Annotated in this window: 19 protein-coding genes; 10 read left to right on the forward strand and 9 right to left on the reverse strand. The window is 72.4% G+C overall.

The annotated features are described in order from the left end of the window. Nucleotides 1–11 precede the first annotated feature (11 nt). Both ACFP2T_RS12905 and ACFP2T_RS12910 read left to right on the forward strand, forming a co-directional pair. Nucleotides 12–272, forward strand: a complete 261-nt coding sequence (locus tag ACFP2T_RS12905) for a Prokaryotic metallothionein (RefSeq protein WP_192767823.1) — start codon at nucleotides 12–14, stop codon at nucleotides 270–272. 65 nt (nucleotides 273–337) lie between these two features. Next, the gene (locus tag ACFP2T_RS12910) at nucleotides 338–862 is read left to right on the forward strand and encodes a GNAT family N-acetyltransferase (protein WP_377421121.1); all 525 of its coding nucleotides are present in this window, start codon (nucleotides 338–340) and stop codon (nucleotides 860–862) included. On the opposite strand, the gene hemQ is transcribed toward ACFP2T_RS12910, so the two are convergent. The 3 genes from hemQ to hemE are packed head-to-tail and all read right to left on the reverse strand — an operon-like array spanning nucleotide 846 to nucleotide 4,161. Continuing rightward, nucleotides 846–1,568: a hydrogen peroxide-dependent heme synthase gene (gene hemQ / locus ACFP2T_RS12915; RefSeq protein WP_377421123.1), complete on the reverse strand. Its 723-nt coding sequence runs from the start codon at nucleotides 1,566–1,568 to the stop codon at nucleotides 846–848. The genes ACFP2T_RS12910 and hemQ overlap by 17 nt on opposite strands. Next, nucleotides 1,565–3,043, reverse strand: coding sequence for a protoporphyrinogen oxidase (gene hemG, locus ACFP2T_RS12920; protein ID WP_377421125.1), 1,479 nt, complete (start codon nucleotides 3,041–3,043; stop codon nucleotides 1,565–1,567). The genes hemQ and hemG overlap by 4 nt, the downstream gene beginning before the upstream one ends. Nucleotides 3,044–3,078: 35 nt before the next feature. Continuing rightward, nucleotides 3,079–4,161, reverse strand: coding sequence for a uroporphyrinogen decarboxylase (gene hemE, locus ACFP2T_RS12925; RefSeq protein WP_377421126.1), 1,083 nt, complete (start codon nucleotides 4,159–4,161; stop codon nucleotides 3,079–3,081). A gap of 191 nt (nucleotides 4,162–4,352) precedes the next feature. On the opposite strand from hemE, the gene ACFP2T_RS12930 reads away from it, so the two are divergent. Further along, nucleotides 4,353–4,925: a DUF3000 domain-containing protein gene (locus tag ACFP2T_RS12930; RefSeq protein ID WP_377421127.1), complete on the forward strand. Its 573-nt coding sequence runs from the start codon at nucleotides 4,353–4,355 to the stop codon at nucleotides 4,923–4,925. 153 nt (nucleotides 4,926–5,078) lie between these two features. Next, nucleotides 5,079–6,401, forward strand: coding sequence for a ribonuclease D (locus ACFP2T_RS12935; protein WP_377421129.1), 1,323 nt, complete (start codon nucleotides 5,079–5,081; stop codon nucleotides 6,399–6,401). Nucleotides 6,402–6,502: 101 nt separating this feature from the next. Here ACFP2T_RS12935 and galE read toward each other — a convergent pair whose 3' ends face one another. Beyond that, nucleotides 6,503–7,537, reverse strand: a complete 1,035-nt coding sequence (gene galE, locus ACFP2T_RS12940) for a UDP-glucose 4-epimerase GalE (protein WP_377421131.1) — start codon at nucleotides 7,535–7,537, stop codon at nucleotides 6,503–6,505. Between the two features lie 215 nt (nucleotides 7,538–7,752). On the opposite strand from galE, the gene ACFP2T_RS12945 reads away from it, so the two are divergent. The 3 genes from ACFP2T_RS12945 to pip all read left to right on the forward strand — a co-directional run bounded on the left by ACFP2T_RS12945 (nucleotide 7,753) and on the right by pip (nucleotide 12,210). After that, on the forward strand, nucleotides 7,753–8,949 hold the full coding sequence (locus ACFP2T_RS12945) for a thiolase family protein (protein WP_377421133.1): 1,197 nt from the start codon (nucleotides 7,753–7,755) through the stop codon (nucleotides 8,947–8,949). A 61-nt stretch (nucleotides 8,950–9,010) separates the two neighbouring features. Continuing rightward, complete coding sequence (locus tag ACFP2T_RS12950; protein ID WP_377422767.1) at nucleotides 9,011–11,107, forward strand: 3-hydroxyacyl-CoA dehydrogenase NAD-binding domain-containing protein; 2,097 nt, start codon at nucleotides 9,011–9,013, stop codon at nucleotides 11,105–11,107. Nucleotides 11,108–11,244: 137 nt separating this feature from the next. After that, entirely contained in the window at nucleotides 11,245–12,210 is a 966-nt protein-coding gene (gene pip / locus ACFP2T_RS12955; protein WP_377421135.1) for a prolyl aminopeptidase, read from the forward strand. A gap of 23 nt (nucleotides 12,211–12,233) precedes the next feature. Here the strand turns inward: pip and ACFP2T_RS12960 are convergent, their stop codons facing one another. Next, a complete protein-coding gene (locus ACFP2T_RS12960; protein WP_377421137.1) occupies nucleotides 12,234–12,614 on the reverse strand; it encodes a VOC family protein in 381 nt (126 codons plus the stop codon). Between the two features lie 308 nt (nucleotides 12,615–12,922). On the opposite strand from ACFP2T_RS12960, the gene ACFP2T_RS12965 reads away from it, so the two are divergent. Then, nucleotides 12,923–13,804 carry a DUF2637 domain-containing protein gene (locus ACFP2T_RS12965; RefSeq protein WP_377421139.1) on the forward strand — a complete coding sequence of 294 codons (882 nt, stop codon included), beginning with the start codon at nucleotides 12,923–12,925 and terminating at the stop codon, nucleotides 13,802–13,804. A 40-nt stretch (nucleotides 13,805–13,844) separates the two neighbouring features. Here ACFP2T_RS12965 and ACFP2T_RS12970 read toward each other — a convergent pair whose 3' ends face one another. Then, nucleotides 13,845–14,399 carry an ArsR/SmtB family transcription factor gene (locus ACFP2T_RS12970; protein ID WP_377421141.1) on the reverse strand — a complete coding sequence of 185 codons (555 nt, stop codon included), beginning with the start codon at nucleotides 14,397–14,399 and terminating at the stop codon, nucleotides 13,845–13,847. Nucleotides 14,400–14,472: 73 nt separating this feature from the next. Between ACFP2T_RS12970 and ACFP2T_RS12975 the strand changes: the two genes are divergently transcribed. Beyond that, nucleotides 14,473–15,756, forward strand: coding sequence for an MFS transporter (locus ACFP2T_RS12975; protein ID WP_377421143.1), 1,284 nt, complete (start codon nucleotides 14,473–14,475; stop codon nucleotides 15,754–15,756). Between the two features lie 45 nt (nucleotides 15,757–15,801). On the opposite strand, the gene ACFP2T_RS12980 is transcribed toward ACFP2T_RS12975, so the two are convergent. From ACFP2T_RS12980 to ACFP2T_RS12990, 3 genes are all read right to left on the reverse strand, one after another. Beyond that, a complete protein-coding gene (locus ACFP2T_RS12980) occupies nucleotides 15,802–17,001 on the reverse strand; it encodes a sensor histidine kinase (RefSeq protein ID WP_377421145.1) in 1,200 nt (399 codons plus the stop codon). Between the two features lie 73 nt (nucleotides 17,002–17,074). Further along, entirely contained in the window at nucleotides 17,075–17,761 is a 687-nt protein-coding gene (locus ACFP2T_RS12985) for a response regulator transcription factor (RefSeq protein WP_377422769.1), read from the reverse strand. A gap of 102 nt (nucleotides 17,762–17,863) precedes the next feature. Beyond that, nucleotides 17,864–19,231, reverse strand: a complete 1,368-nt coding sequence (locus tag ACFP2T_RS12990) for an outer membrane protein assembly factor BamB family protein (protein WP_377421147.1) — start codon at nucleotides 19,229–19,231, stop codon at nucleotides 17,864–17,866. Between the two features lie 127 nt (nucleotides 19,232–19,358). Here ACFP2T_RS12990 and ACFP2T_RS12995 point away from each other — a divergent pair, with 127 nt between their 5' ends. Next, a complete protein-coding gene (locus tag ACFP2T_RS12995) occupies nucleotides 19,359–21,287 on the forward strand; it encodes a hypothetical protein (protein ID WP_377422770.1) in 1,929 nt (642 codons plus the stop codon). Nucleotides 21,288–21,302: the final 15 nt, after the last annotated feature.

Here is a 21,302-nt window from a genome sequence, read left to right on the forward strand (position 1 = left end):
GGGGGTTTGTCATGGCGACCTGCGAGGTCTGCGGCAACGACTACTGGCTGGCGTTCGAGGTCAGGACGATGAGCGGCGACGTGCACACGTTCGACTCGTTCGAGTGCGCGGCCCACAAGCTCGCCCCGGTCTGTGAACACTGCGGGGTCCGGATCATCGGACACGGCGTCGAGGTGTCCGGCCGGTTCTTCTGCTGTGCGCACTGCGCCCGGGTGGTCGAGGGCGAGCGCGGGGCGGAGATCCGGGACGCCGTCGGGGCCCGACCGGCCTGACCGTCCGCGACGGCCCGGCGGACCGGTCAGCGGCGGCCCCGCGCGGTCGCACTAGCATCGCGGGAATGCATCAGCCGCAGACACACCCGCCGCAGGCGCATCCCGCAGAGCGGATCGAGTTCCGGGTCGCCGGGTTCGCCGACCTCGACGCCCGGACCCTGCACGACCTGCTGAAGCTCCGGGTCGACGTCTTCGTCGTCGAGCAGGAGTGCGCCTACCCCGAACTCGACGGGCGGGACGTCGAGCCGGGCGCCCGGCACCTGTGGCTGTCCCGGAACGGGGTGCCGTTCGCGTACCTCCGGCTGCTCTCCGATCCCGGCGGCGTGGAGCGGATCGGCCGGGTCGCCGTGGCCCGGGCCGACCGGGGCGGCGGGCACGCCGGGCGGCTGATGACCGAGGCGCTGGCCGTGGTCGGACACCGGACGTGCGTGCTGGATGCCCAGACGCGCCTGGTCGACTTCTACGCCCGCTACGGCTTCACCCCCACCGGTCCCGAGTACGTCGAGGACGGCATCCCGCACGTCCCGATGCGCCGCGACCCGGTGGACCGGCCGCGAGTCGGCGGGTCGGTCGCTACGGAAGCGCGTTGACCAGTTCGCCGATGCCGCGCCGGCGGCCGGTGTAGAACGGCACCTCGTCGCGGACGTGCCGGCGGGCCCGGGAGCCCCGCAGGTCGCGCATCAGGTCGACGATCCGGTGCAGCTCGTCGGCCTCGAAGGCGAGCATCCACTCGTAGTCGCCGAGCGCGAACGAGGCCACCGTGTTCGCCCGGACGTCCGGGTAGCCGCGCGCCATCCTGCCGTGCTCGGCCAGCATCTCCCGGCGCTCGGCGTCGGGCAGCAGGTACCACTCGTACGAGCGGACGAACGGGTAGACGCAGATGTAGTCGCGAGCGGGTTCGCCGGCCAGGAACGCCGGAACGTGGCTCTTGTTGAACTCCGCCGGCCGGTGCAGCGCCATCTGCGACCAGACCGGGGTGAGGTTCCGGCCGAGGGCGGTACGCCGCAGTCGCCCGTACGCGTCCTGCAGCGCGTCGCTCGACGTCGAGTGCCACCAGATCATCAGGTCCGCGTCGGCGCGCAGCCCGGAGACGTCGTAGCTGCCCCGCACCACCACGTCCTTGCCGGCCAGTTCCTCGAACAGCGACTCCACCTCGGCGGCGACGCCGTCGCGTACCTCCGGCAGCGGGCCGGAGGCCCGGAACACCGACCACATCGTGTACCGGATGCTCTCGTTCAGCTCACGCAACCGCGCCGCGTTGCTCTGCTCCGAACCGCCGCTCTGCTCCGCACTCATGCCCTCGATACTCCCAACACCTTGATGATCTCCTCCGCCGCGGTCTCCCCGGACCGTACGCAGATCGGGATGCCCACCCCGTCGTAGCCGGCACCGGCCAGCGCGAGGTGGGGATGTGCGGTCCGCAGGGCCGCCCGGGCCGCGGCCACCCGGTCCAGGTGACCGGGGGCGTACTGCGGCAGCGCTCCGCCCCAGCGTTGCACGTGGCCGGCGACCGGCTCGGGCAGTCCCGGCCCGAGCAGCGCGGCCAACTCCCGGTGTACGGCCGAGAGCAGTTCCTCGTCGGCGCGTTGCAGCAGGTGCTCCTCGCCGTACCGGCCGACCGAGGCGCGCAGCAGTACGGTGCCGTCCGGCCGGCGCAGGTGTGCCCACTTGCTGGTGAAGAAGGTGGCCGCCTTGATCAGGGTGCCCTCGGTCGCCGGCACCAGGAAACCGGACAGCTCCGCCGGCACCACTGGGGCGGATCCGGTCGGCCCGGCAGCGCCGGAGGCGGCGGCGGGAAGCGCGCCCTCGGGCAGCGCCAGGCTGACCAGCGCCACGCTGGCGTAGTCCAGCCGGCCGACCAGCGCGCCGATCGCGACGTCGACGCCGGCCAGCAGCCGGGCGGCCGGACGGGCCGGCAGGGCCAGCACCACCGCGTCGACCTCGACCAGTTCCGGGTCGCGGGTCGGGCCGATGACCAGCCGCCAGCCGGTCGGGGTGGGTGCGAGTTCACGTACCGCCGCGTTCAGCCTGATCTCCGCGCGGCTGGCCTCGGCGGCGGCGGCCACCAGCCGGCTCACCCCGCCCCGGACGGTCGCGAAGACCGGTGTACCGGCCGGACGCGGAGCCACCGCCATGGCCGCCCGTACCGCCCCGGTCAGGGTCGGTTCGGTCCGCGCCGCGCGGGCCAGCCCCGGCATCGTGGCGGCCAGGGACAGCTCGTCGGCCCGGCCGGCGTAGACCCCGCCGAGCATCGGGTCGACCAGCCGGTCGACCACCTCGTCGCCGAGCCGGCGCCGGACCAGTTCGCCGACCGTCGGATCCTCGTCCGGCCCGAGCAACGGGCCGCCGCCGTCGCGGTCCCGCTCCGCCTCCGGCCGGGCGACCGTCACCACCGAGTCCAGGTTTCCGGGTACCCCGACCAGGGTGCCGGTGGGCATCGGCCGCAGCTCGCCACCGATCGCCAGTGCCGCCCGCCCGGTCGCCGGGTTCACCAGCTCGTCGGCCAGCCCGACCCGGCGGGCCAGCGCGACGGCGGCGGAGTTTCCACCGGCCGGGTCACGGAGCAGGAACGCCTCGGCGCCGAACTCGACGGTCGAACCGGCCAGCGATCCGGTCCGGAGCTTGCCCCCGAGGTCACCGGACTGCTCGTACACGGTGATCGTGGTGTCCGGGGGAAGCCGGTCGCGCAGCCGTACCGCGGCGGCCAGCCCGGCGATTCCGCCACCCACCACGGCGATCCGCAGGCCACCGTCCCGTGCCGTGTCGTTCACGCCGTCACCTCGCTCACGCGTGCCCGCCTCTCCGCTCAGCTCGCGGACGCCTCGTGGACCAGGGCGACGACCCGGGTCAGCACCTCGGGGTCGGTCTCCGGCAGCACTCCGTGCCCGAGGTTGAAGATGTGCCCCGGCGTCTTGGCACCCTCGGCGAGCACCCGACGCACCTCGGCCTCGATCACCGGCCAGGGCGCGAACAGGATCGCCGGGTCCAGGTTGCCCTGCACCGCCTTGCCCGGCCCGATCCGCACCGTCGCCGCGTCCAGCGGGGTACGCCAGTCCACTCCGACCACGTCCGCCCCGGCCTCGGCCATCGCGCCGAGCAGTTCGGCGGTGCCGACCCCGAAGTGGATCCGGGGCACTCCGGCGCCGGCCAGCCCGCTCAGCACCGCCGCCGAGTGTGGCAGCACGAACCTGCGGTAGTCGGCCTCGGAGAGCGCTCCGGCCCACGAGTCGAAGAGCTGCACCGCCGAGACGCCCGCGGCGATCTGCACCCGGAGGAACGCCAGGGTGATCTCGGCCAGCCGGGCGAGCAACGCGTGCCAGACCTCGGGCGCGCCGTGCATCAGCGCCTTGGTCCGGACGTGGTTGCGCGACGGCCCTCCCTCGACGAGGTAGCTGGCCAGGGTGAACGGCGCACCGGCGAAGCCGATCAGCGGGGTGTCCCCGAGTTCGGCGACGAGCATCCGGACCGCCTCGTCCACATAGGACACATCGGCGGGGTCGATCGTGCGGATCCGCTCGACGTCGGCGAGGGTGCGGACCGGCTCGGCCACCACCGGGCCCGTGCCGGGCACGATGTCCAGGTCCACCCCGGCGGCGGCCACCGGTACGACGATGTCGCTGAACAGGATCGCCGCGTCGACGTGGTGCCGGCGCACCGGCTGGAGGGTGATCTCGCGGACCAGTTCGGGCCGGCGACAGGAGTCCAGCATGCCGATGCCGGCCCGGACCTCGCGGTACTCCGGCAACGAGCGGCCTGCCTGCCGCATGAACCAGACCGGGGTGTGCGGTACCGGCTCGCGCCGGCAGGCCCGGACGAACGGTGAATCCGCCGGCCCGCCCGTGGTCGGTTTGTCGTCTCGGGCCGCGTTGCCCGCAGTCGTGGTGCTCATCGGCGCAATCGTGCCACGCGGCCCGGTGCCGGCGACGCGCACCGCCGGGTTTTGTGGCGTAGCCGGCCGGCGCCGGACCCACCACCGACCGCCATCCCCGGAGCCCGTCGATCCGACGTCGGCACCCGTGGGCCCGACCTGCCCGGCGCGGCGGCCCACCACCTCGCACACGATCGGCTTAGGCTGCGGATATGGCGTCCCCGATCGTGCAACCCGAGACCTTCGCCCGTGCGGTGGCGGGGTTGCGCTCGGCGGAGCCGCGCGAGGAGATCCTCCTCGAGGAGGTGGGTGCCCCGCAGCGGCTGGCCCCGTACGCCTTCGCGCTGAGCGCCACCGTGCGGCGCGACGGCGAGGAGGTGGCCACCGGGCGACTGATCCTGCTGCACGATCCCGCCGGACACGAGGCGTGGCAGGGCACCCTGCGCCTGGTCACCTTCGTCACCGCCGAGTTGGAGATCGACCTCGCCGCCGACCCACTGCTGCCCGGCGTCGGCTGGACCTGGCTGACCGATGCGCTCCAGGCGCGGGAGGCGGCGTACCGGGCACTCGGCGGCACGGTGACGCAGACCATGTCGACCCGGTTCGGCGACCTGGCCGGTCCGCCGGCCGCCGGTGACATCGAGATCCGCGCCTCCTGGACCCCGACGGACGACGACCTGCGGGCCCATCTGCTGGCCTGGTGCACCCTGCTCGCCTCCACCGCCGGCCTGCCGCCGCCCGGAGTCACCGCGCTGCCCCAGTCCCGCCCCGCCGGGGCCGCCTGAGCGGTCGGCCCCGACCGGTACGACCGCGACCGGACCGCTTTCCCTGCGCAGGGCCGGAATCCCAATCGTTCCAACCGCCCCAGCCGTCGCACTGGACCCGACTCGCCGGACCGGCTGCGTCGGGGGGATCGGGGCTAAGACTAGGGTTGTCAGGTGACCGACGAACCACCCCTGCGCCGTCGGGCCGCGCAACGCCGAGCAGGGGACGAGCCGCACAGCCTTCCGGCGCCCGCGCCGGAACCCGAGACCGTGGGGCCCGACCCAACGCCCGGCGGGCCCGTACCGCTTCTCGCCCCTCGTGACGGCACCCCGGCCCCGATCGAGACACCCGCCGGCCTGGCCGAGCTGGTGTCCCGATTCGCCGCGGGCACCGGCCCGGTCGCCGTTGACGCCGAGCGCGCCTCCGGCTATCGCTACAGCCAACGCGCCTACCTGGTCCAGCTCCGGCGAGCCGGGGCGGGCACCGTGCTCATCGACCCGCTGCCCCTGGGCGATCTCCGTACCCTCGACGAGGCGATCGCCGAGGCCGAGTGGGTACTCCACGCCGCCAGCCAGGACCTCGCCTGCCTGGCCGATCTCGGTCTACGTCCACGCCGGCTCTTCGACACCGAACTGGCCGCCCGGCTGGCCGGCTTCGAGCGGGTCGGCCTGGCCGCGCTGACCGAAGCGCTACTCGGCTTCACCCTGGAGAAGCACCATTCCGCCGCCGACTGGTCCAGCCGGCCGCTGCCGGAGTCCTGGCTGACCTACGCCGCCCTGGACGTGGAGATGCTCACGGACCTGCGGGACGCGCTGGCGGTCGAACTGGAACGCCAGGGCAAGGAGAAGTGGGCGGCGGAGGAGTTCGCCGCGCTGGTGGCCTGGGGTGCCCAGCCGCTGCGGCAGCGCCCCGATCCGTGGCGTCGTACCTCCGGCATCCACCGGGTCCGGGGGGCGCGGGCCCAGGCCCGGGTCCGGTCGCTGTGGTACGCCCGGGACGAGATCGCCTCCCGCCGCGACTCCGCGCCCGGCCGGGTACTGCCCGACGCGGCGATCATCGCCGCCGCCGAGATGGATCCGAAGGACGAGCGGACCCTGCTGATGCTGCCCGGCTTCGGCGGACGGTCGGTACGCCGGCTCGTCCGCACCTGGCTGGACGCGCTGGCCGATGCCCGGCAACTGCCGGACGACGCACTGCCGGTGAGCCCGACGATCGACGGCCCACCGCCGCCGCACCGCTGGGCGGAACGCGATCCGGTGGCGGCGGCCCGGCTGGCACGGTGCCGTGAGGTGGTCACCCGGATCGCCGCCGCGCACACCCTGCCGCCGGAGAACCTGATCACACCCGACTCCGTGCGCCGGCTGGCCTGGATCCCGCCGGAGGAGATCAGCCCGGAGACGGTCGCCGAGACGCTGCGCGGCTACGGCGCCCGGAGCTGGCAGGTCGGCCTGATCTCCGAGGAACTCGCGGTGGCGCTGGCCGAACCGGCCGCCTGACGTCCCCGGCACCAGCCATCCGGTCGGACCCGACCGGCCGGGTGGCCGGTGCCGACCACGACGGGCGTGCCCGGCCGGGGACGATCGGGCGGTGACGGCCGTCAGCGTGCCGGAACCCGCTCGGCCGGTACCTCCGAGTAGGCGCCGAGCACCTCGTCGCGGACCCGGGCCCAGGCCAGGGAGTGCCGGATCGCGTCCGCGACCGAGAACTCCGGCTTCCAGTCGAGCAAGCTGCGGCACCGGGTGCTGCGGGTGAACGAGCCGGCCCCGTCGCCCGGCCGGGCCGGCGCCTCCCGGATCCGCAGCGGCCCCACCGCCTCGGCGAAGGCGGCGACGAGTTCCCGCACCGTGGTGCCGTCGCCGGTGCCGAGGTTGACCACCTCCACGGACCGGTCGCCGTCGGCCGGAAGGATCTCGTCGAACCGGCGCAGCGCCTGGACGTGCGCGCGGGCCAGGTCCCAGACGTGTACGTAGTCACGGATTCCGGAGCCGTCCCGGGTGGGCCAGTCGGTGCCGGTGATCAGGAACTCCTCGTCGTCCTCCCAGGCGCTGATCATCCTGCCCAGGGCGTGGGTCGGCTGCGCCACCTGGAGCCCGGTACGCAGCTCGGGATCCGCGCCGATCGGGTTGAAGTAGCGCAGCGACAGCACCCGCAGCGGGGTGGCCTCGGCGGTGTCCGCGAGCACCATCTCCATCAACGCCTTGGTTCGGGCGTACGGGCTGGTCGGCTCCAGCGGCGACGTCTCGTCGACGGAGAAGTCGTCGCCGGTGCGGTAGATCGAGGCGGAGGAGCTGAAGACGTACCGGTGCATCCCGTTGCGCAGCACGTGGTCGACGAAGTCCAGCGACTTGGCGACGTTCTCCCGGTAGTAGCGCAGCGGCTCGGCCACCGACTCCGGCACCACGATCAGCGCCGCCGCGTGCACCACGGCGCTGATCTCGGGATGTTCGCTGAAGATCCGGTCGACCAGTGGGCCGTCCGCGATGTCGCCCCGGTAGAAGGTCCGGCCCCGGGTGAACTCGACCCGTCCGGTGCAGAGGTTGTCCAGGATCACCGGCTCGATGCCGTCGTCCAGGCAGGCCGATGCGATGGTGCTGCCGATGAAGCCCGCACCCCCCGCGACCAGTACCTTCATCCCCGTACCTCCGCCCGCGCCGCCATCTCCGGGCCACCGTCAACGACGGATTGCGCCCTGATTCAGTCGCTTTTCGCTATTGCTGGCCGTTTAACGGCTGATAGCGGGATTACGGTCATCCAGCCGGACCATATGTGGTCCGGACCACACCGGGGGCGCAAACGACAGTAGTTACCGGCTAGTAGCATCCGGGGTACATCGAGGAGGAGGCTCAAGTGCCCCGTGAAGTCCGGGAGGTCGTCTTCGTCGACGGCGTCCGCACCCCGTTCGGCAAGGCGGGTGGGATGTACGCCCACACCCGCGCCGACGATCTGGTGATCCGCTGCATCCGCGAACTGATGCGCCGCAACCCGCAACTGCCGCCGGAGCGGGTCGACGAGGTGGCCATCGCCGCCACCACCCAGATCGGCGACCAGGGCCTCACCATCGGCCGTACCGCCGCACTGCTGGCCGGTCTGCCCAGGACCGTGCCGGGTTACGCCATCGACCGGATGTGCGCCGGCGCGATGACCGCGGTCACCACCGTGGCCGGCGGCATCGCCATGGGCGCCTACGACGTGGCGATCGCCGGTGGGGTCGAGCACATGGGCCGGCACCCGATGGGCGAGGGCGTCGACCCGAACCCGAGGATCCTCGCCGAGAAGCTGGTCGACCCGTCCGCCCTGGTGATGGGTTCCACCGCGGAGAACCTGCACGACCGGGTCCCGCACATCACGAAGGAGCGCGCCGACGCGTTCGCGCTCGCTTCACAGCTCAAGACCGCCAAGGCGTACGCCAACGGCAAGCTCCAGGGCGACCTGGTGCCGGTGGCGGTACGCGACCCCGAGACCGGCTGGGGGCTGGCCAGCGTCGACGAGGCGCCCCGGGAAACGTCGCTGGAGAAGCTCGCCACCCTGAAGACGCCGTTCCGGCCACACGGGCGGGTCACCGCCGGCAACGCGGCCGGACTCAACGACGGCGCCACCGCCAGCCTGCTCGCCGCCGAGGACGTCGCCCGGGAACTGGGGCTGCCGGTGGGGATGCGGCTGGTCTCGTACGGCTTCGTCGGGGTCGAGCCGGAGGTGATGGGCTACGGCCCGATCCCGTCGACCGAGAAGGCGCTGCGGATCGCCGGACTGTCCATCGACGACATCGGCCTGTTCGAGCTGAACGAGGCGTTCGCGGTGCAGGTGCTGGCGTTCCTCGACCACTTCGGCATCGCCGACGAGGACCCCCGGGTCAACCAGTGGGGCGGCGCGATCGCCATCGGCCACCCGCTCGCCTCCTCCGGGGTACGGCTGATGACCCAGCTCTCCCGGCAGTTCGCGGAGCACCCCGAGGTGCGGTACGGCGTCACCGCGATGTGCATCGGGATCGGCATGGGCGGCACGGTCATCTGGGAGAACCCGGCCTGGGAAGGCGACGGTCGATGAGCGCGAAGAGTGAGCCGGGTTTGCGATCCCCGCAGTGCGATTGGGAGGCGGCACAGTGACGATTCCCCGTAACCCCAAAGAGGTGATCACCCGGTCGCTGCTGCGGCTGGTGGACGTGCCCGGACTGGACCGGCCGGTCGCACTGATCACTTTGGACAACGGCCTCGACCACACCAGGCCGAACACCTTCGGCCCGGCGGGACTGTCCAGTCTGGACGAGGCGATCACCGGTGCGCTGGCCGCCGATCCGGCGTTCGTCGCGGTCACCGGCAAGCCGTACATCTTCTGCGTCGGCGCCGACGTGACCGGCATGCCGCTGCTCGCCGACCGGGCCCAGGCCCGCGAGATCGGCCTGCTCGGGCACCGGGTCTTCGCCCGGCTGCGAGACAGCACCGTGCCGACGTTCGCCTTCGTCAACGGCGCCGCCATGGGCGGCGGCCTGGAACTGGCCCTGCACTGCCACTACCGGACGCTCTCCGGCGGCGCGGCGGCGTTGGCCCTGCCCGAGGTCTCCCTCGGGCTGGTCCCGGGCTGGGGCGGCACCCAACTGCTGCCGAACCTGATCGGCATCGCCGGTGCCGCGCAGGTGATCATCCAGAACCCGCTGATGCAGAACAAGATGCTCAAGCCGAAGCAGGCCGCCGAGTTGGGCATCGCCGACGCGCTCTTCGAGCCGGCCGACTTCCTGGAGCGCTCGCTGGAGTGGGCGGCCGGGGTGGTGCGCGGCGAGGTCGAGGTGGCCAGGCCCGAGGTCGACCGCGAGATGTGGGACGGCGTGCTCTACTTCGCCCGGCAGATGCTGGACGAGCGGTTGCACGGCGCGGTCCCGGCCGCGTACAAGGCGCTGGAGCTGCTGGAACTGGCCCGGGAGGCGCCGGCCCGGCGTACTCCGGGCGACGCCCCTGATCACCTGCCCGCCGGAATGGTCGCCGAGGTGGACGCGCTGGCCGAGCTGATCTTCAGCGAGGAGCTGCGCAGCGGCCTGTACTCCTTCGACCTCGTGCAGCGGCGGGCCAAGCGACCGGCCGGGGCGCCGGACAAGGAGCTGGCCCGCCCGGTGACCAAGGTCGGCATCGTCGGCGCCGGCCTGATGGCCTCGCAGCTCGCGCTCCTGTTCGCCCGCCGGCTCCAGGTGCCGGTGGTGCTCACCGACCTCGACCAGTCCAGGGTGGACAAAGGCGTCGGCTACGTGCACGCCGAGATCGACAAGCTGGTCGGCAGGGGCCGGCTCCCCGAGGGTACGGCCGCCACCCTGCGCGGCCTGGTCAGCGGCTCGGTCGACAAGAGCGTCTTCGCCGACGCCGACTTCGTGATCGAGGCCGTCTTCGAGGACCTGGCCGTCAAGAAGCAGGTGTGGGCGGAACTGGAGAAGATCGTCTCCCCGGAGGCGGTGCTCGCCACCAACACCTCCTCGCTGTCGGTCAGCGCGATGGCCGCCGACCTGGAGCACCCGGAGCGGGTGGTCGGGTTCCACTTCTTCAACCCGGTCGCCGTACTGCCGCTACTGGAGATCGTCCGGGGCGAGCGGACCGACGACGCCACCCTGGCCACCGCGTTCGCGGTCGGCAAGGCGCTGCGCAAGTCCTGCGTACTGGTCGCCGACGCCCCGGCGTTCGTGGTGAACCGGCTGCTGACCCGCTTCCTCGGCGAGATCTTCGCGGCCGTGGACGCGGGTACCCCACCGGAGGTGGCCGACGCCGCACTCGACCCGCTCGGCCTGCCGATGCGCCCGCTGGCACTCCTCCAGCTCGTCGGACCGGCGGTGGCGTACCACGTCGGCGGGACGCTGCACGCCGCCTTCCCGGACCGGTTCGGGGTCAGCGAGAACCTGCGGCGGATCGCCGAGTCCGGTAAGCCGCTCGTGGTCGACGGCGACGTCAACCCCGAGGTCGCCGGGCTGCTCCAGGTGGGTTCGTCGCCGCTGACCCCCGAAGAGGTACGTCAGCGCGCGCTGGACGCGCTCGCCCAGGAGACCCGGCTGATGCTGGACGAGGGCGTGGTGGCCGAGCCGCAGGACATCGACCTGTGCATGCTGCTCGGCGCGGGCTGGCCGTTCCACCTCGGCGGCGTCACGCCGTACCTGGACCGGACCGGCACCTCCGAACGGGTCACCGGCCGCCGTTTCCTGCCCCGGGGCGCGGCCAGCCTGCCCTCCTGATCGTTGTCCATCCCCCCGAGAACGTGGTGATCGGGGACCTGTCCCGGCTCGCGCACGTCGCTCGCCGTACGCCCAGGTCCCCGATCACCGGCTACCGTGACGACGCTGTCGCCGCGCCGGACCGGAGGAATCGGAACATGGTCGAGTTGTATCCACCGGTGGAGCCGTACGACCACGGGATGCTCGACGTCGGGGACGGCAACCGCGTGTACTGGGAGTCCTGCGGCAACCCGGGAGGCAAGCCGGCGCTGGTCGTGCACGGCGGACCGGGATCCGGTGCCTCCGCGGGGATCCGCCGCTACTTCGACCCGGCCCGGTACCGGCTCGTCCTGTTCGACCAGCGTGGCTGCGGACGCAGTACGCCGCACGCCAGCGATCCGGGAACGGACCTGAGCCACAACACCACCGAGCACCTGATCGCCGACATGGAACGGCTCCGGGAGCACCTGGGCATCGACAGGTGGCTGCTCTACGGCGGCTCGTGGGGTTCGACGCTCATCCTCGCGTACGCGCAGCGCCACCCGAACCGGGTCTCCGAGATCGTCATCTTCAGCGTCACCACGACCCGACGGTCGGAGATCGACTGGCTCTACCGGGGCGTCGGCCGCTTCTTTCCGGAACAGTGGGAACGGTTCCGTGACGGCGTACCCGAGGCCGACCGGGACGGCGACCTCGTCGCCGCGTACGCGCGCCTGATGGAGCACCCCGACCCCGACGTACGCGGCCGGGCCGCCAACTCCTGGGTCGCGTGGGAGGACACGGTCATCTCGATGGAGCCCAACGGAACACCCAACGCCTACAGCAACCGGGCGCCGGCCGGGCTGCTGGCGTTCGTCCGGATCTGCACGCACTACTTCGCGCACGGGGCGTGGCTGGCCGAGGGCGTCCTGCTACGCGACGCCGATCGCCTGGCCGGCATCCCCGGCGTGCTGATCCACGGACGCCTCGACCTGGGCGGCCCCCTCGACACCGCCTGGGCGCTCGCCCGCGCCTGGCCCGACGCCGAACTGGTCGTGGTCGAGGACTCCGGACACACCGGCAGCGACACCTCCCGGAGGCGGGTACGCGACGCTCTGGACAGGTTCGCCGACCCGGCGAACTGAGCCGGGACGAGCAGGGGCGCTTCCTACCCGCGCTCGGCGGCGCTGCGTAGGACGCAGAACTCGTTGCCCTCCGGGTCGGCGAGCACCGCCCAGCCGGTGCCGTCCGGCTCGCGATGGTCGGCGACGTGGGTGGCGCCCAGCCCGATCAGGCGATCGACCTCCGCGTCCCGGGTCCGGTCGGTCGGTTGCAGGCAGATGTGCAGGCGGTTCTTCCCCGACTTGCCCTCCGGCACCCGCTGGAAGTAGACCTGCGGACCGACGCCTCCCGGTGGGAGCAGCACCGTCTCGTCGTCGCCGGGCTGGTCCTCCGGGTGCCGGGAGCGGTCGAGCGCCTCGGCCCAGAAACCGGCCAACTCGTACGGGTCGGCGCAGTCGAAGCTGATGTTGTAGATCGTCGAACTCACGTGGCTACTCCACAGCGGGCAGGTGCACCTCGCCGGGTGCGGGCGGTCGGCCCGGACCGGACCGGACCGGACCGGGGTGGGGCGCGGACAGGAGAAGGAAGCGTCCACCGCGCATCCCTAGGTCATCCGCGGGTGGCGGCGGCCGAGCCTCGCACGGTGAGCACACGGATCGCAAACCCTTTGTGAGCGACACGCCGGAGATCTCGCTATAGCACCGGCTGGCCGCCGCTGACCGTAAGGATGAGCGACGGTCGGGCCGTCTGGTCCACTGGCCGAGAGGAAGCGCGACGACAAGCAAGGAGTGAAAGGTGCCCCTCCCACAGCTTCGCCGTGTCCGCTGGGCCGTACGCGCGACCCTGACCCTCGGGGTCGCCGCCTCGGTGGTGGCCAACGTCCTGCACGCCCGGGACAACCCGATCAGCCAGGCCATCGCCGCCTGGCCACCGCTGGCACTCCTACTCACCGTCGAGTTGATCTCCCGGGTGCCGGTGCACCGCCGCTCGCTGGCGTTCGCCAGGATGGCGGCCACCGCCACCATCGCCGGGATCGCCGCCTGGGTGTCGTACTGGCACATGGTGGGGGTCGCCGCCCGGTACGGCGAGACGGGCGCGTCGCCGTACCTGCTGCCGCTCTCGGTGGACGGGCTGATCGTGGTGGCCAGCATCTGCCTGGTCGAGTTGGGCGGCCGGATTTCCATCGAGCAGGCCGCGAAGGCCGAACGGGCTGAGAACGCCGAGCAGGCCGCGAACGCCGAACGGGCGGACCAACTTGCCGCCGCGACCGTCGTTCCGACGGGCACCTCCCGGAAGAGCCCTCGGATCGTTCCGACGCCGGCCGGGCCGGGCGACTCCCCGCCCAGCGACTCCCTGCCCAGCGACTCCGGGCCGGAGAGTCGGGCTGCGGGCGATTCAGCGCCAGGAAATCCGGTGCCGGCCAGTCCCGCCGCCCGACCCGGCCGCGCGGCGGCTGCGGGTACGCCACGGAAGCGGACGTCGTCCGGCAGCACGGCGGGCTCCTCCGCCTCGGCCCGTCCCCGTCGACCGATCACCGAGACGGCGGCACTGGCCGCGGCGATTCAGGCGGCCCGCCCCGACGCCAGCGATGCCGACGTGGCGCAGGAACTGGGAATCACGACCGCCCGGCTCCGGACGATCCGGCGGCAGGTCCGCGAGCTCGACCTGGTCGCCTGAGTCGGACCGCCTCCCGCCGGCACGAGGGCGGTATCCCGACTCACACGGCGAATCGGTGCAGGACGAAGATGCCGCCGTGCAGGGGCTGGTCGAGGCGCTCGCTCTCGGTGCCGACGTACTCGTCGAGGAGAGCGCCGATCCGGCGGTCGATTTCGGCGATGTCCTCGGCCGACAGGTGCAGCGCGAACCGTGCCAACGTCTGGACGGCGTCGTCACCCGCCTCGCGCAACTCGTGCTGGAAGGCCTCGATCGGGGCCAGCCGGGACTCTCGGAGGGCATTCGTCAGCCACCAGGACTGCCCCGTGGACCGGTAGGGCTTTTCCAGGGCTCCGCTGCCGCCGGTCCGGACCGATCCCGGCTCCAGCAGGCCCGCGTCGACCAGGTGGCGGACGTGGTAGAGCACCGTTCCCGGATCCCGGTCGAGCCGGTCCGCCAACTGCTTGTTGGTCAACTCCTGTTGCCCGCAGAGCCGCAGGATGCGCAACCGCAGCGGATGGGCCAGGGCCTTCGCCTCGCGGACCGTCGCCTCACGTCGCTCCCGTGGGCCGTCGGACCCACCCGGTGCCGGCCGCCGCCGCGTGGCCTGTTCGCTCATGGCTGAAGCGTAGTCGACCGGTTGGGGTAACCCACCGATGGAGTTTTCTCCATCGGTGTGCGATTCTCCATCAATGGGCGCTGGTGGCTCCGCTCCGAACGACGACGGAACTCCGAGCCGCGGCGGACGACCACGGCTGGGCACGGCCTACTGGCGCCTGTGGACCTCGTCCGGTCTGTCGAACCTCGCCGACGGCACCATCAAGGTCGCACTGCCGCTGGTGGCCGTCGGCTTCACCCGCTCTCCCCTGCTGATCGCGGGACTGACCCTGGCGGTGCGGCTGCCGTGGCTGCTCTTCGCGTTGCCGGCCGGCGCCCTCGCCGACCGCCTGGACCGCCGCCGGGCGATGCTCGGCGCCAACACCCTCCGAGCCGTACTGCTCGGTGTCCTCGCGGCGACGGTCGTCCTCGACCTCGGCTCGATCTGGACCCTGTACGTCGTCGCGTTCGGGATCGGCGCCGCCGAGACGGTCTACGACACCTCGGCCCAGGCGATCCTGCCGCAGATCGTCGGGCGCGACCAACTGCCCCGGGCCAACGGACGGCTGTACATGGCCGAGTTGACCACCAGCGAGTTCGTCGGTCCACCCCTGGCCGGTTTCCTGGTCGCGGCGGGCGTGGCCGCCGCCTTCACGATCCCGGCGGCACTGTGGGCGATCGCGGTCGCGGCACTGCTCCTGGTACCTGGCCCGTTCCGGGTCGAACGCGCCCGAGGCGGCACCATCCGTGCCGACATCGCCGAGGGAGTGCGCTTCATCCGGCGTCACCGGCTACTGCGCACCCTCGCCATCATGGTCGGGATCTCCAACTTCACCGCCAGCGCGATGATGGCGATCTTCGTCCTGTACGCGGTCGGCCCCACCTCCCCGATGGGACTCTCCGAGCAGGCCTACGGGCTGCTGCTGACCAGCGCCGCCGCCGGCAGCGTGCTCGGGTCACTCGTCGCCGAGCAGATCAGCCGGAAGCTCGGCCGGGCCCGTACGCTCACCCTGACCCTCCTCGGGCACGTTCTGCTGGTCGGCGTCCCGGCCGTCACCACGAACCCGTTCCTGATCGGTGCCGCCCTCTTCGTCAGCGCCACCGGCGGGGTCACCTGGAACGTTCTCACGGTGTCGCTGCGGCAGCGGATCACGCCCGACCGGCTGCTCGGCCGGGCCAACAGCGTTCATCGGCTCGTCGCGTGGGGCACCCTGCCACTGGGCGCCGCCGCCGGTGGCCTGCTGGCCCAACTCTTCGGGCTGCGTACCGTCTTCGTCGTGATGGCGCTGGTGAGCCTCGGCCTGCTCGCCGGCATGCCGCTGCTGACCGACGACCGGCTGCGGGCCGCCGAGCGCGACGCCGAGCGGCAGAGGCGTTAAGAAGGGGCCCTTCTTCTACAGAAAGCGATAAGAAGGGGCCCTTCCTTACACCTGGACGACCGCCGAGGCGGCCACCACCGGGGTGGTGTCGGCCGCCGGCAGCGTCACGGTGACCTCCAGCCCGCCGTCGCTCTGGGCCACCGCGGTGACAGTGCCGCCGTGCGCGTCGCACACCGCTCGGACGATCGACAGCCCGAGCCCGGAACCCCGGGCGCCGGTACGCTCGCGACCGCCGCGGCGGAACGCCTCGAACAGGCCGGGTACGTCTCCCTGCTCCACCTCGAAGCCGGTGTTGCCGACCACCAGCCAGGCCTGCTCGGGATCCGAGCCGGTACGCACCCACAGTCGGCCGTGCAGGTGGTTGTAGCGGACCGCGTTCTCGACCAGGTTGCCGGCCAGCCGTTCCAGCAGACCCGGATCGCCGACGACCGGCGCCGGTTCCAGGGCCGTGTCGACCTGGAGCTTGAGCCGGGTCATCTCGGCCCGCATCGCGGAGAGCGCCGCGCTCGCCCCGGTGGCGAGGTCGGTCGGCGCCTTGCGGGCCAGCCGGCGGCCCGCCTGCGCCTCGCTGCGGGCCAGTACGAGGAGCGCGTCGACGAGGTTGTTGGCCCGTTCGGACGCGTCCCGGACCACGGTCGCCATCCGGCGGTACTCCGCCACGTCCGCCTCGTCGTCGGCCATCGTCACGTCGATCTCGGTACGCATCACCGCCAACGGCGTACGCAGCTCGTGCGAGGCGTTGGCGACGAAGCGTTTCTGCGCCTCGAAGGCGCCACCGATCCGGTCCAGCATGGCGTCGAAGGTGCCGGCCAGTTCGGCCACCTCGTCGTCCGCGCCGGAGTAGCGGATCCGCTGGTCCAGGGTGGCCTCGCCGAGCCGGCGCGCCGTCGAGGTGACCTGGTGCAGCGGCCGCAGTGCCCGGCCGGCGACCGCGTACGCCCCGGCGACGCCGACCACGCTGATCGCCAGCAGCGCCACCAGGCCCTTGGCCAACAACTCCCGCGAATGTGCCCGGACGACCTGCTCCTGCCACTGTCTCGCGTCGATCGTCCGGCCATCGGTCAGCTCGACGAGCGTGCCGGGCTGCAACTGGTCGGCCGGGCGCAGCGCGTCCCCGACCAGCAACCAGGCGAGCAGCAGCAGGATGGCCCCGGCGCCGATCAGCAGTACGCCGTTGAGCAGGGTCAGCCGGAGCCGCAGGGTCGGCCGCAGCCGGGGCCGGCGTCCGGTCAGGTAGACGGTCATGCCGCCTCCTCGCTGCGCTCGTCGTCGGCACGACTTGACCGACTGAGCAGGCTGATGCCCTCGCTGCGCTCGGTCATGCGCTCACCTGGCCCGGTACGTAGGGATCGGGCACCCGGTAGCCGGCACCGACCACCGTCTCGATCAGCGGTGGATCGCCGAGCTTCTTGCGCAGGGTCATCACGGTCACCCGGACGGTGGTGGTGAACGGGTCGGTGTTGGCGTCCCAGACCCGTTCGAGGAGTTCCTCGCTGGAGACCACCGCGCCGCGCGCCTTGAGCAACTCCTCCAGCACGCCGAACTCCTTTCGGGCCAGGTCCACCACCACCCCGCCCCGGGTGGCGACCCGCTTGGCCGGGTCGACCACCAGGTCGGCCACGGTGAGCACCGGCGGAGTCACCGGGGTGGCGCGGCGGCCGAGAGCCTGCACCCGGGCCACCAGCTCGTCGAAGGCGAAGGGTTTCGGCAGGTAGTCGTCGGCACCGAGTTGCAACCCCTCCACCCGGTCGGCGACCGTGCCGCTCGCGGTCAGCATCAGCACCCGGGTGAGGGCACCCGAGGTGACCAGGTCGGCACAGATCTGGTCACCGTGCACGCCGGGCAGGTCCCGGTCCAGCACCACCACGTCGTACCGGGTGACGAAGGCCATCTCGTGCCCGGCGGATCCGTCGTAGGCCACGTCGACCGCCATGCCCTGCCGACGCAGCCCCCGGACGATCGCGTCGGCGAGGTTGCGCTCGTCCTCCACCACCAGTACCCGCACCATGACCTCCCCGGCCGCTCGTCCAGGGACAACCTATCCGTGGCCGACAAGTCACCGCCCGGGGCGCGCCTGCGCCGGGTGCCCCGACGCGCCCGGCCTCGGCTACCTCCGGAGCTGCCACAGTCCGACCGAGCCGTTGACCCGTCGGCAGTGCAGCGTCTCCGCGACGAGCCCGCACTCACCGGAGACACCGGGGAGGACCGTCAGCAACCGCGTCCGCAGGGCCGTCGTGTCGATCTCGGCCACCCAGGCCCGACGGTCGGAGTCGATCCGGATCCCGAGCAGCCGCGGACCTTCGGACCCGTCGTCCACCAGCTGCCAGGAGCCCAGCTCGGCGAGCACCCGTCCGGTGGCGGGATCCACCGCGTACTGCAGGTAGGGCGTACTCGATTCGGGCGCGGCGGTGGCGATGAACACGTCGCCGACCGGCGACAGGCTGGTCCAGCGGGGATCCGACCACCGGAGCTGACCGGTCCGGTCGTCCCAGACCCGTACCCCGTTGTCCCGCAGGTAGGTGCAGAGGTGGGCGCCGCAGGTGGTCGGCCCGTACTCCAGGCTGTCGTCCCTCGGCATCGACCACCTGCGGTCCAGCCCGGCCAGCCCGTACGCGGTCACCGACCGTTCTTCGTGCACGACGAGAAGGTCGCCCACGAAATCGACGTACCAGTAGACGTCCGGGCGGTCGGCGGGCGGTGGTGGTAGCTGGCCGGTCCCGGTGACGGCGCTCGTGCTGAGGTCACGGATCTCGACCCGCCCCGACGGCAGGATCAGCGCCATCTGGGCTACCTCGCCGAACGCCGCGTAGTTGTACGCGCGTCGGGCGCCGACCGGCGTCGGCAGCGACCAGCGCGGCTTTCCCGACGCCGGGTCGACCACCTCCAGGGTCCCCGCCGGACGATGCTTCGCCGGGTCCGGTTCGAGCCCGTCCGGTGGTTGCCAGCCCTCGGGCCCGGCCCAGACGACGAGGTCACCCGTGCCGCTGAACACCTCCACGCTCGCCTCGCGTTCCCAGGAGATCGACCCGGTCGTCGCGTCCACCGCCGTCACCCGGTTCCGTCCTTCCGACGACTGTTCCGAGTACGACGCGAGCACCAGCGTGTCGCCGAGCAGCAGTGGCTGACCCACGTCGCCGGGTGGCAGGGTCATCCGCCAGCGCGGCGTGCCCTCGGGCAGCCGGTACCCGGCGAGTTCCTGGCCCGACGTGCTCGTACCCACCCCGGAGACGACGAACATCCAGTCCCCGTCCGCCAGGACCATCGCGCCGAGCGGGGCCGGGACGTCCACCTCCCGCCACGGTCCGGGAAACGGGTTCCCGGCGGACATGGTGACGAGCAGCCCGACGAGGACCGCCGGCAGCCCCGCCCGGAGGAACCTCGACCGCCGGCGTCCGGGCCGGGACGCCGACTCGCCGGGCCCCACCCGATCGTGCTGCGGCTCGGCGCCCAGTTCACCCAGCTCGATGGTGGGCATGCACTTCCCTTCCCCCGGTCCGGCCGCGTCCCGACGCCGCGCTCCGGCACACTCCGGATGGACCACCCCGGGTAGCGGCAAATCGGACGCGAAGCCACCTGTACGATGGCGCCTCGTGGCAGTTCCGGTGGTGGACAACTCTTCGGACGCCGAGGCCGGCCAGGCCGAGACCGGTCGACCCCGCCGGTGGCGTGGGTTCCGGGCACCCGCGCGGGCCGACGTACTGGTCATCGGAGCGTACGTTCTGCTCGGCGTGTTCGTCTGCGCCAACTACTGGGCCGACATCCAGCACCGGGTGTCGTCGCACCTGCCCACCGACCACAGCTGGTTCGAGTGGCTGCTGGCGCACGGCGCGTACTCGGTCCAACACCTGGAGAACCCGCTCTTCTCGGCCCGGCAGAACGCGCCGGACGGGGTCAACATGATGGCCAACACGTCGGTGCTCGGCATCAGCCTGCCACTGGCCCCGATAACCCTGCTGTTCGGCCCGCAGGTGTCGTACTCGGTCTATCTCGGCGGTGCGCTCGCCGCCACGGCCGCGACCTCGTACTGGGTGCTCTCCCGCCACCTGGTCGCCTCCCGGGGCGCGGCGTTCGTCGGCGGCGCGTTCCTCGGTTTCGCGCCCGGCATCATCCACCACGCCAACGGCCAGCCGAACTTCGCGTCGAACTTCCTGCTGCCGCTCATCGTGGTCCGGGTGCTCCGGCTCGGCGAGCCGGGCCGCTGGCTGCGGGGCGGCGTGGTCCTGGGCCTGCTGGTGACGTACCAGATCTTCATCAACGAGGAGATGCTGCTGCTCACCGCGCTGGCCTGCGCGGCGATCGTGCTGCTGTACGCCGTCTTCCGGTGGTCGCAGACCCGGGCCCGGGCGTGGACCTTCCTCCGCGGGCTCGGCGTCGGTGGCGCACTGGCGCTGCTGCTGGCCGGCTATCCGATCTGGTACCAGTTCAACGGTCCGCAGTCCTACCGCGGACTGCAGGGCGGGGTCTTCCACAACTGGGGCGAGGACCTGCGGGCCTTCGTGACGTACTCCCGGGACACCATCGCCGGCTCGCCGGAGGTGGAGCGGACCATCGGGATGACCGAGCAGAACACCTGGCTCGGTTGGCCACTCGTCGGGCTGGCCGTGCTGGTCGCCGTACTGCTCTGGCGGACCTCGGTGACCGCCCGGATCGCCTCGCTGCTCGCCGTGGGATTCGCGCTCGCCTCGCTGGGACGGCAGGTCCGGATCGACGGCCGGGTGACCGAGATCGAGGGTCCCTGGCACCTGCTGCCGGAGGACCTTCCGCTGGTCGAGATGATGATGCCCACCCGGCTGAGCCTGGTCACGGTCGCGGCCGTCGGCATCCTGATCGCACTGGCCTGGAACGAGGTCGCCCGGACCCGGACGGGTCCGACCGGCCCGGCCGGTATCCCACTGCTGGCCAACGGCAAACCCGAGAACGGGGTGTCCGGCAACGGTAAGCCGGCCAGCGTTCCGCTGGGCGACGGCACGACGGCCGGGATCACCGGGCGGCCGGAGCCGGCCCGGCCACGGCTGCGGATCCTGGCGTACGCGGCCATCGCGCTCGCGCTGCTGCCGATCTTCCCTCGCCCGTTGCCGGCCCAGCACATCGACCTGCCGCCGCACTTCATCACCTCCGGCGCCTGGCGGCCGTACGTACCGCCGGGCCGCACCCTGGTGCCGGTGCCCATTCCGAGCAACGTGCACGGTCTCTCCACACTGAGGTGGAGCGCCCTGACCGAGCAGGCGTTCCCGATTCCGGCCGGCTATTTCATCGGGCCCAACGCGGAGGGCAGCGGCGTGTTCGGCGCCCCGTCCCGGCCGACCAGTATGTTGATCTACGGGACGATGGACCGGGGCGCGGCGCCGGTGGTCACCGAGGAGAACCGGCGACAGGCGATCGAGGACCTGCGGTTCTGGAAGGCGTCGGTGGTGGTGCTCGGCGACCATCCGACCACCCCGGCACTGCACGTCCTGCTGGCCGGGCTGCTCGGTCCGGGCCAGCGGGTGGACGACGTGTGGCTCTGGGACGTCCGCCCGCTGGTCGGCTGACCCGCCGGGACCCGG

The organism is Plantactinospora solaniradicis (assembly GCF_042658085.1).
In the GTDB taxonomy this organism is placed as follows: Bacteria; Actinomycetota; Actinomycetes; order Mycobacteriales; family Micromonosporaceae; genus Plantactinospora; species Plantactinospora solaniradicis.

What these genes read in the sequence shown, in the direction of transcription:
- ACFP2T_RS12905 (WP_192767823.1), top strand. Translation starts at nt 12, where the DNA reads ATGGCGACCTGCGAGGTCTGCGGCAACGACTACTGGCTGGCGTTCGAG.
- ACFP2T_RS12910 (WP_377421121.1), top strand. Translation starts at nt 338, where the DNA reads ATGCATCAGCCGCAGACACACCCGCCGCAGGCGCATCCCGCAGAGCGG.
- hemQ (WP_377421123.1), bottom strand. Translation starts at nt 1,568, where the DNA reads ATGAGTGCGGAGCAGAGCGGCGGTTCGGAGCAGAGCAACGCGGCGCGG.
- hemE (WP_377421126.1), bottom strand. Translation starts at nt 4,161, where the DNA reads ATGAGCACCACGACTGCGGGCAACGCGGCCCGAGACGACAAACCGACC.
- ACFP2T_RS12930 (WP_377421127.1), top strand. Translation starts at nt 4,353, where the DNA reads ATGGCGTCCCCGATCGTGCAACCCGAGACCTTCGCCCGTGCGGTGGCG.
- galE (WP_377421131.1), bottom strand. Translation starts at nt 7,537, where the DNA reads ATGAAGGTACTGGTCGCGGGGGGTGCGGGCTTCATCGGCAGCACCATC.
- pip (WP_377421135.1), top strand. Translation starts at nt 11,245, where the DNA reads ATGGTCGAGTTGTATCCACCGGTGGAGCCGTACGACCACGGGATGCTC.
- ACFP2T_RS12970 (WP_377421141.1), bottom strand. Translation starts at nt 14,399, where the DNA reads ATGAGCGAACAGGCCACGCGGCGGCGGCCGGCACCGGGTGGGTCCGAC.
- ACFP2T_RS12975 (WP_377421143.1), top strand. Translation starts at nt 14,473, where the DNA reads ATGGGCGCTGGTGGCTCCGCTCCGAACGACGACGGAACTCCGAGCCGC.
- ACFP2T_RS12980 (WP_377421145.1), bottom strand. Translation starts at nt 17,001, where the DNA reads ATGACCGTCTACCTGACCGGACGCCGGCCCCGGCTGCGGCCGACCCTG.
- ACFP2T_RS12990 (WP_377421147.1), bottom strand. Translation starts at nt 19,231, where the DNA reads ATGCCCACCATCGAGCTGGGTGAACTGGGCGCCGAGCCGCAGCACGAT.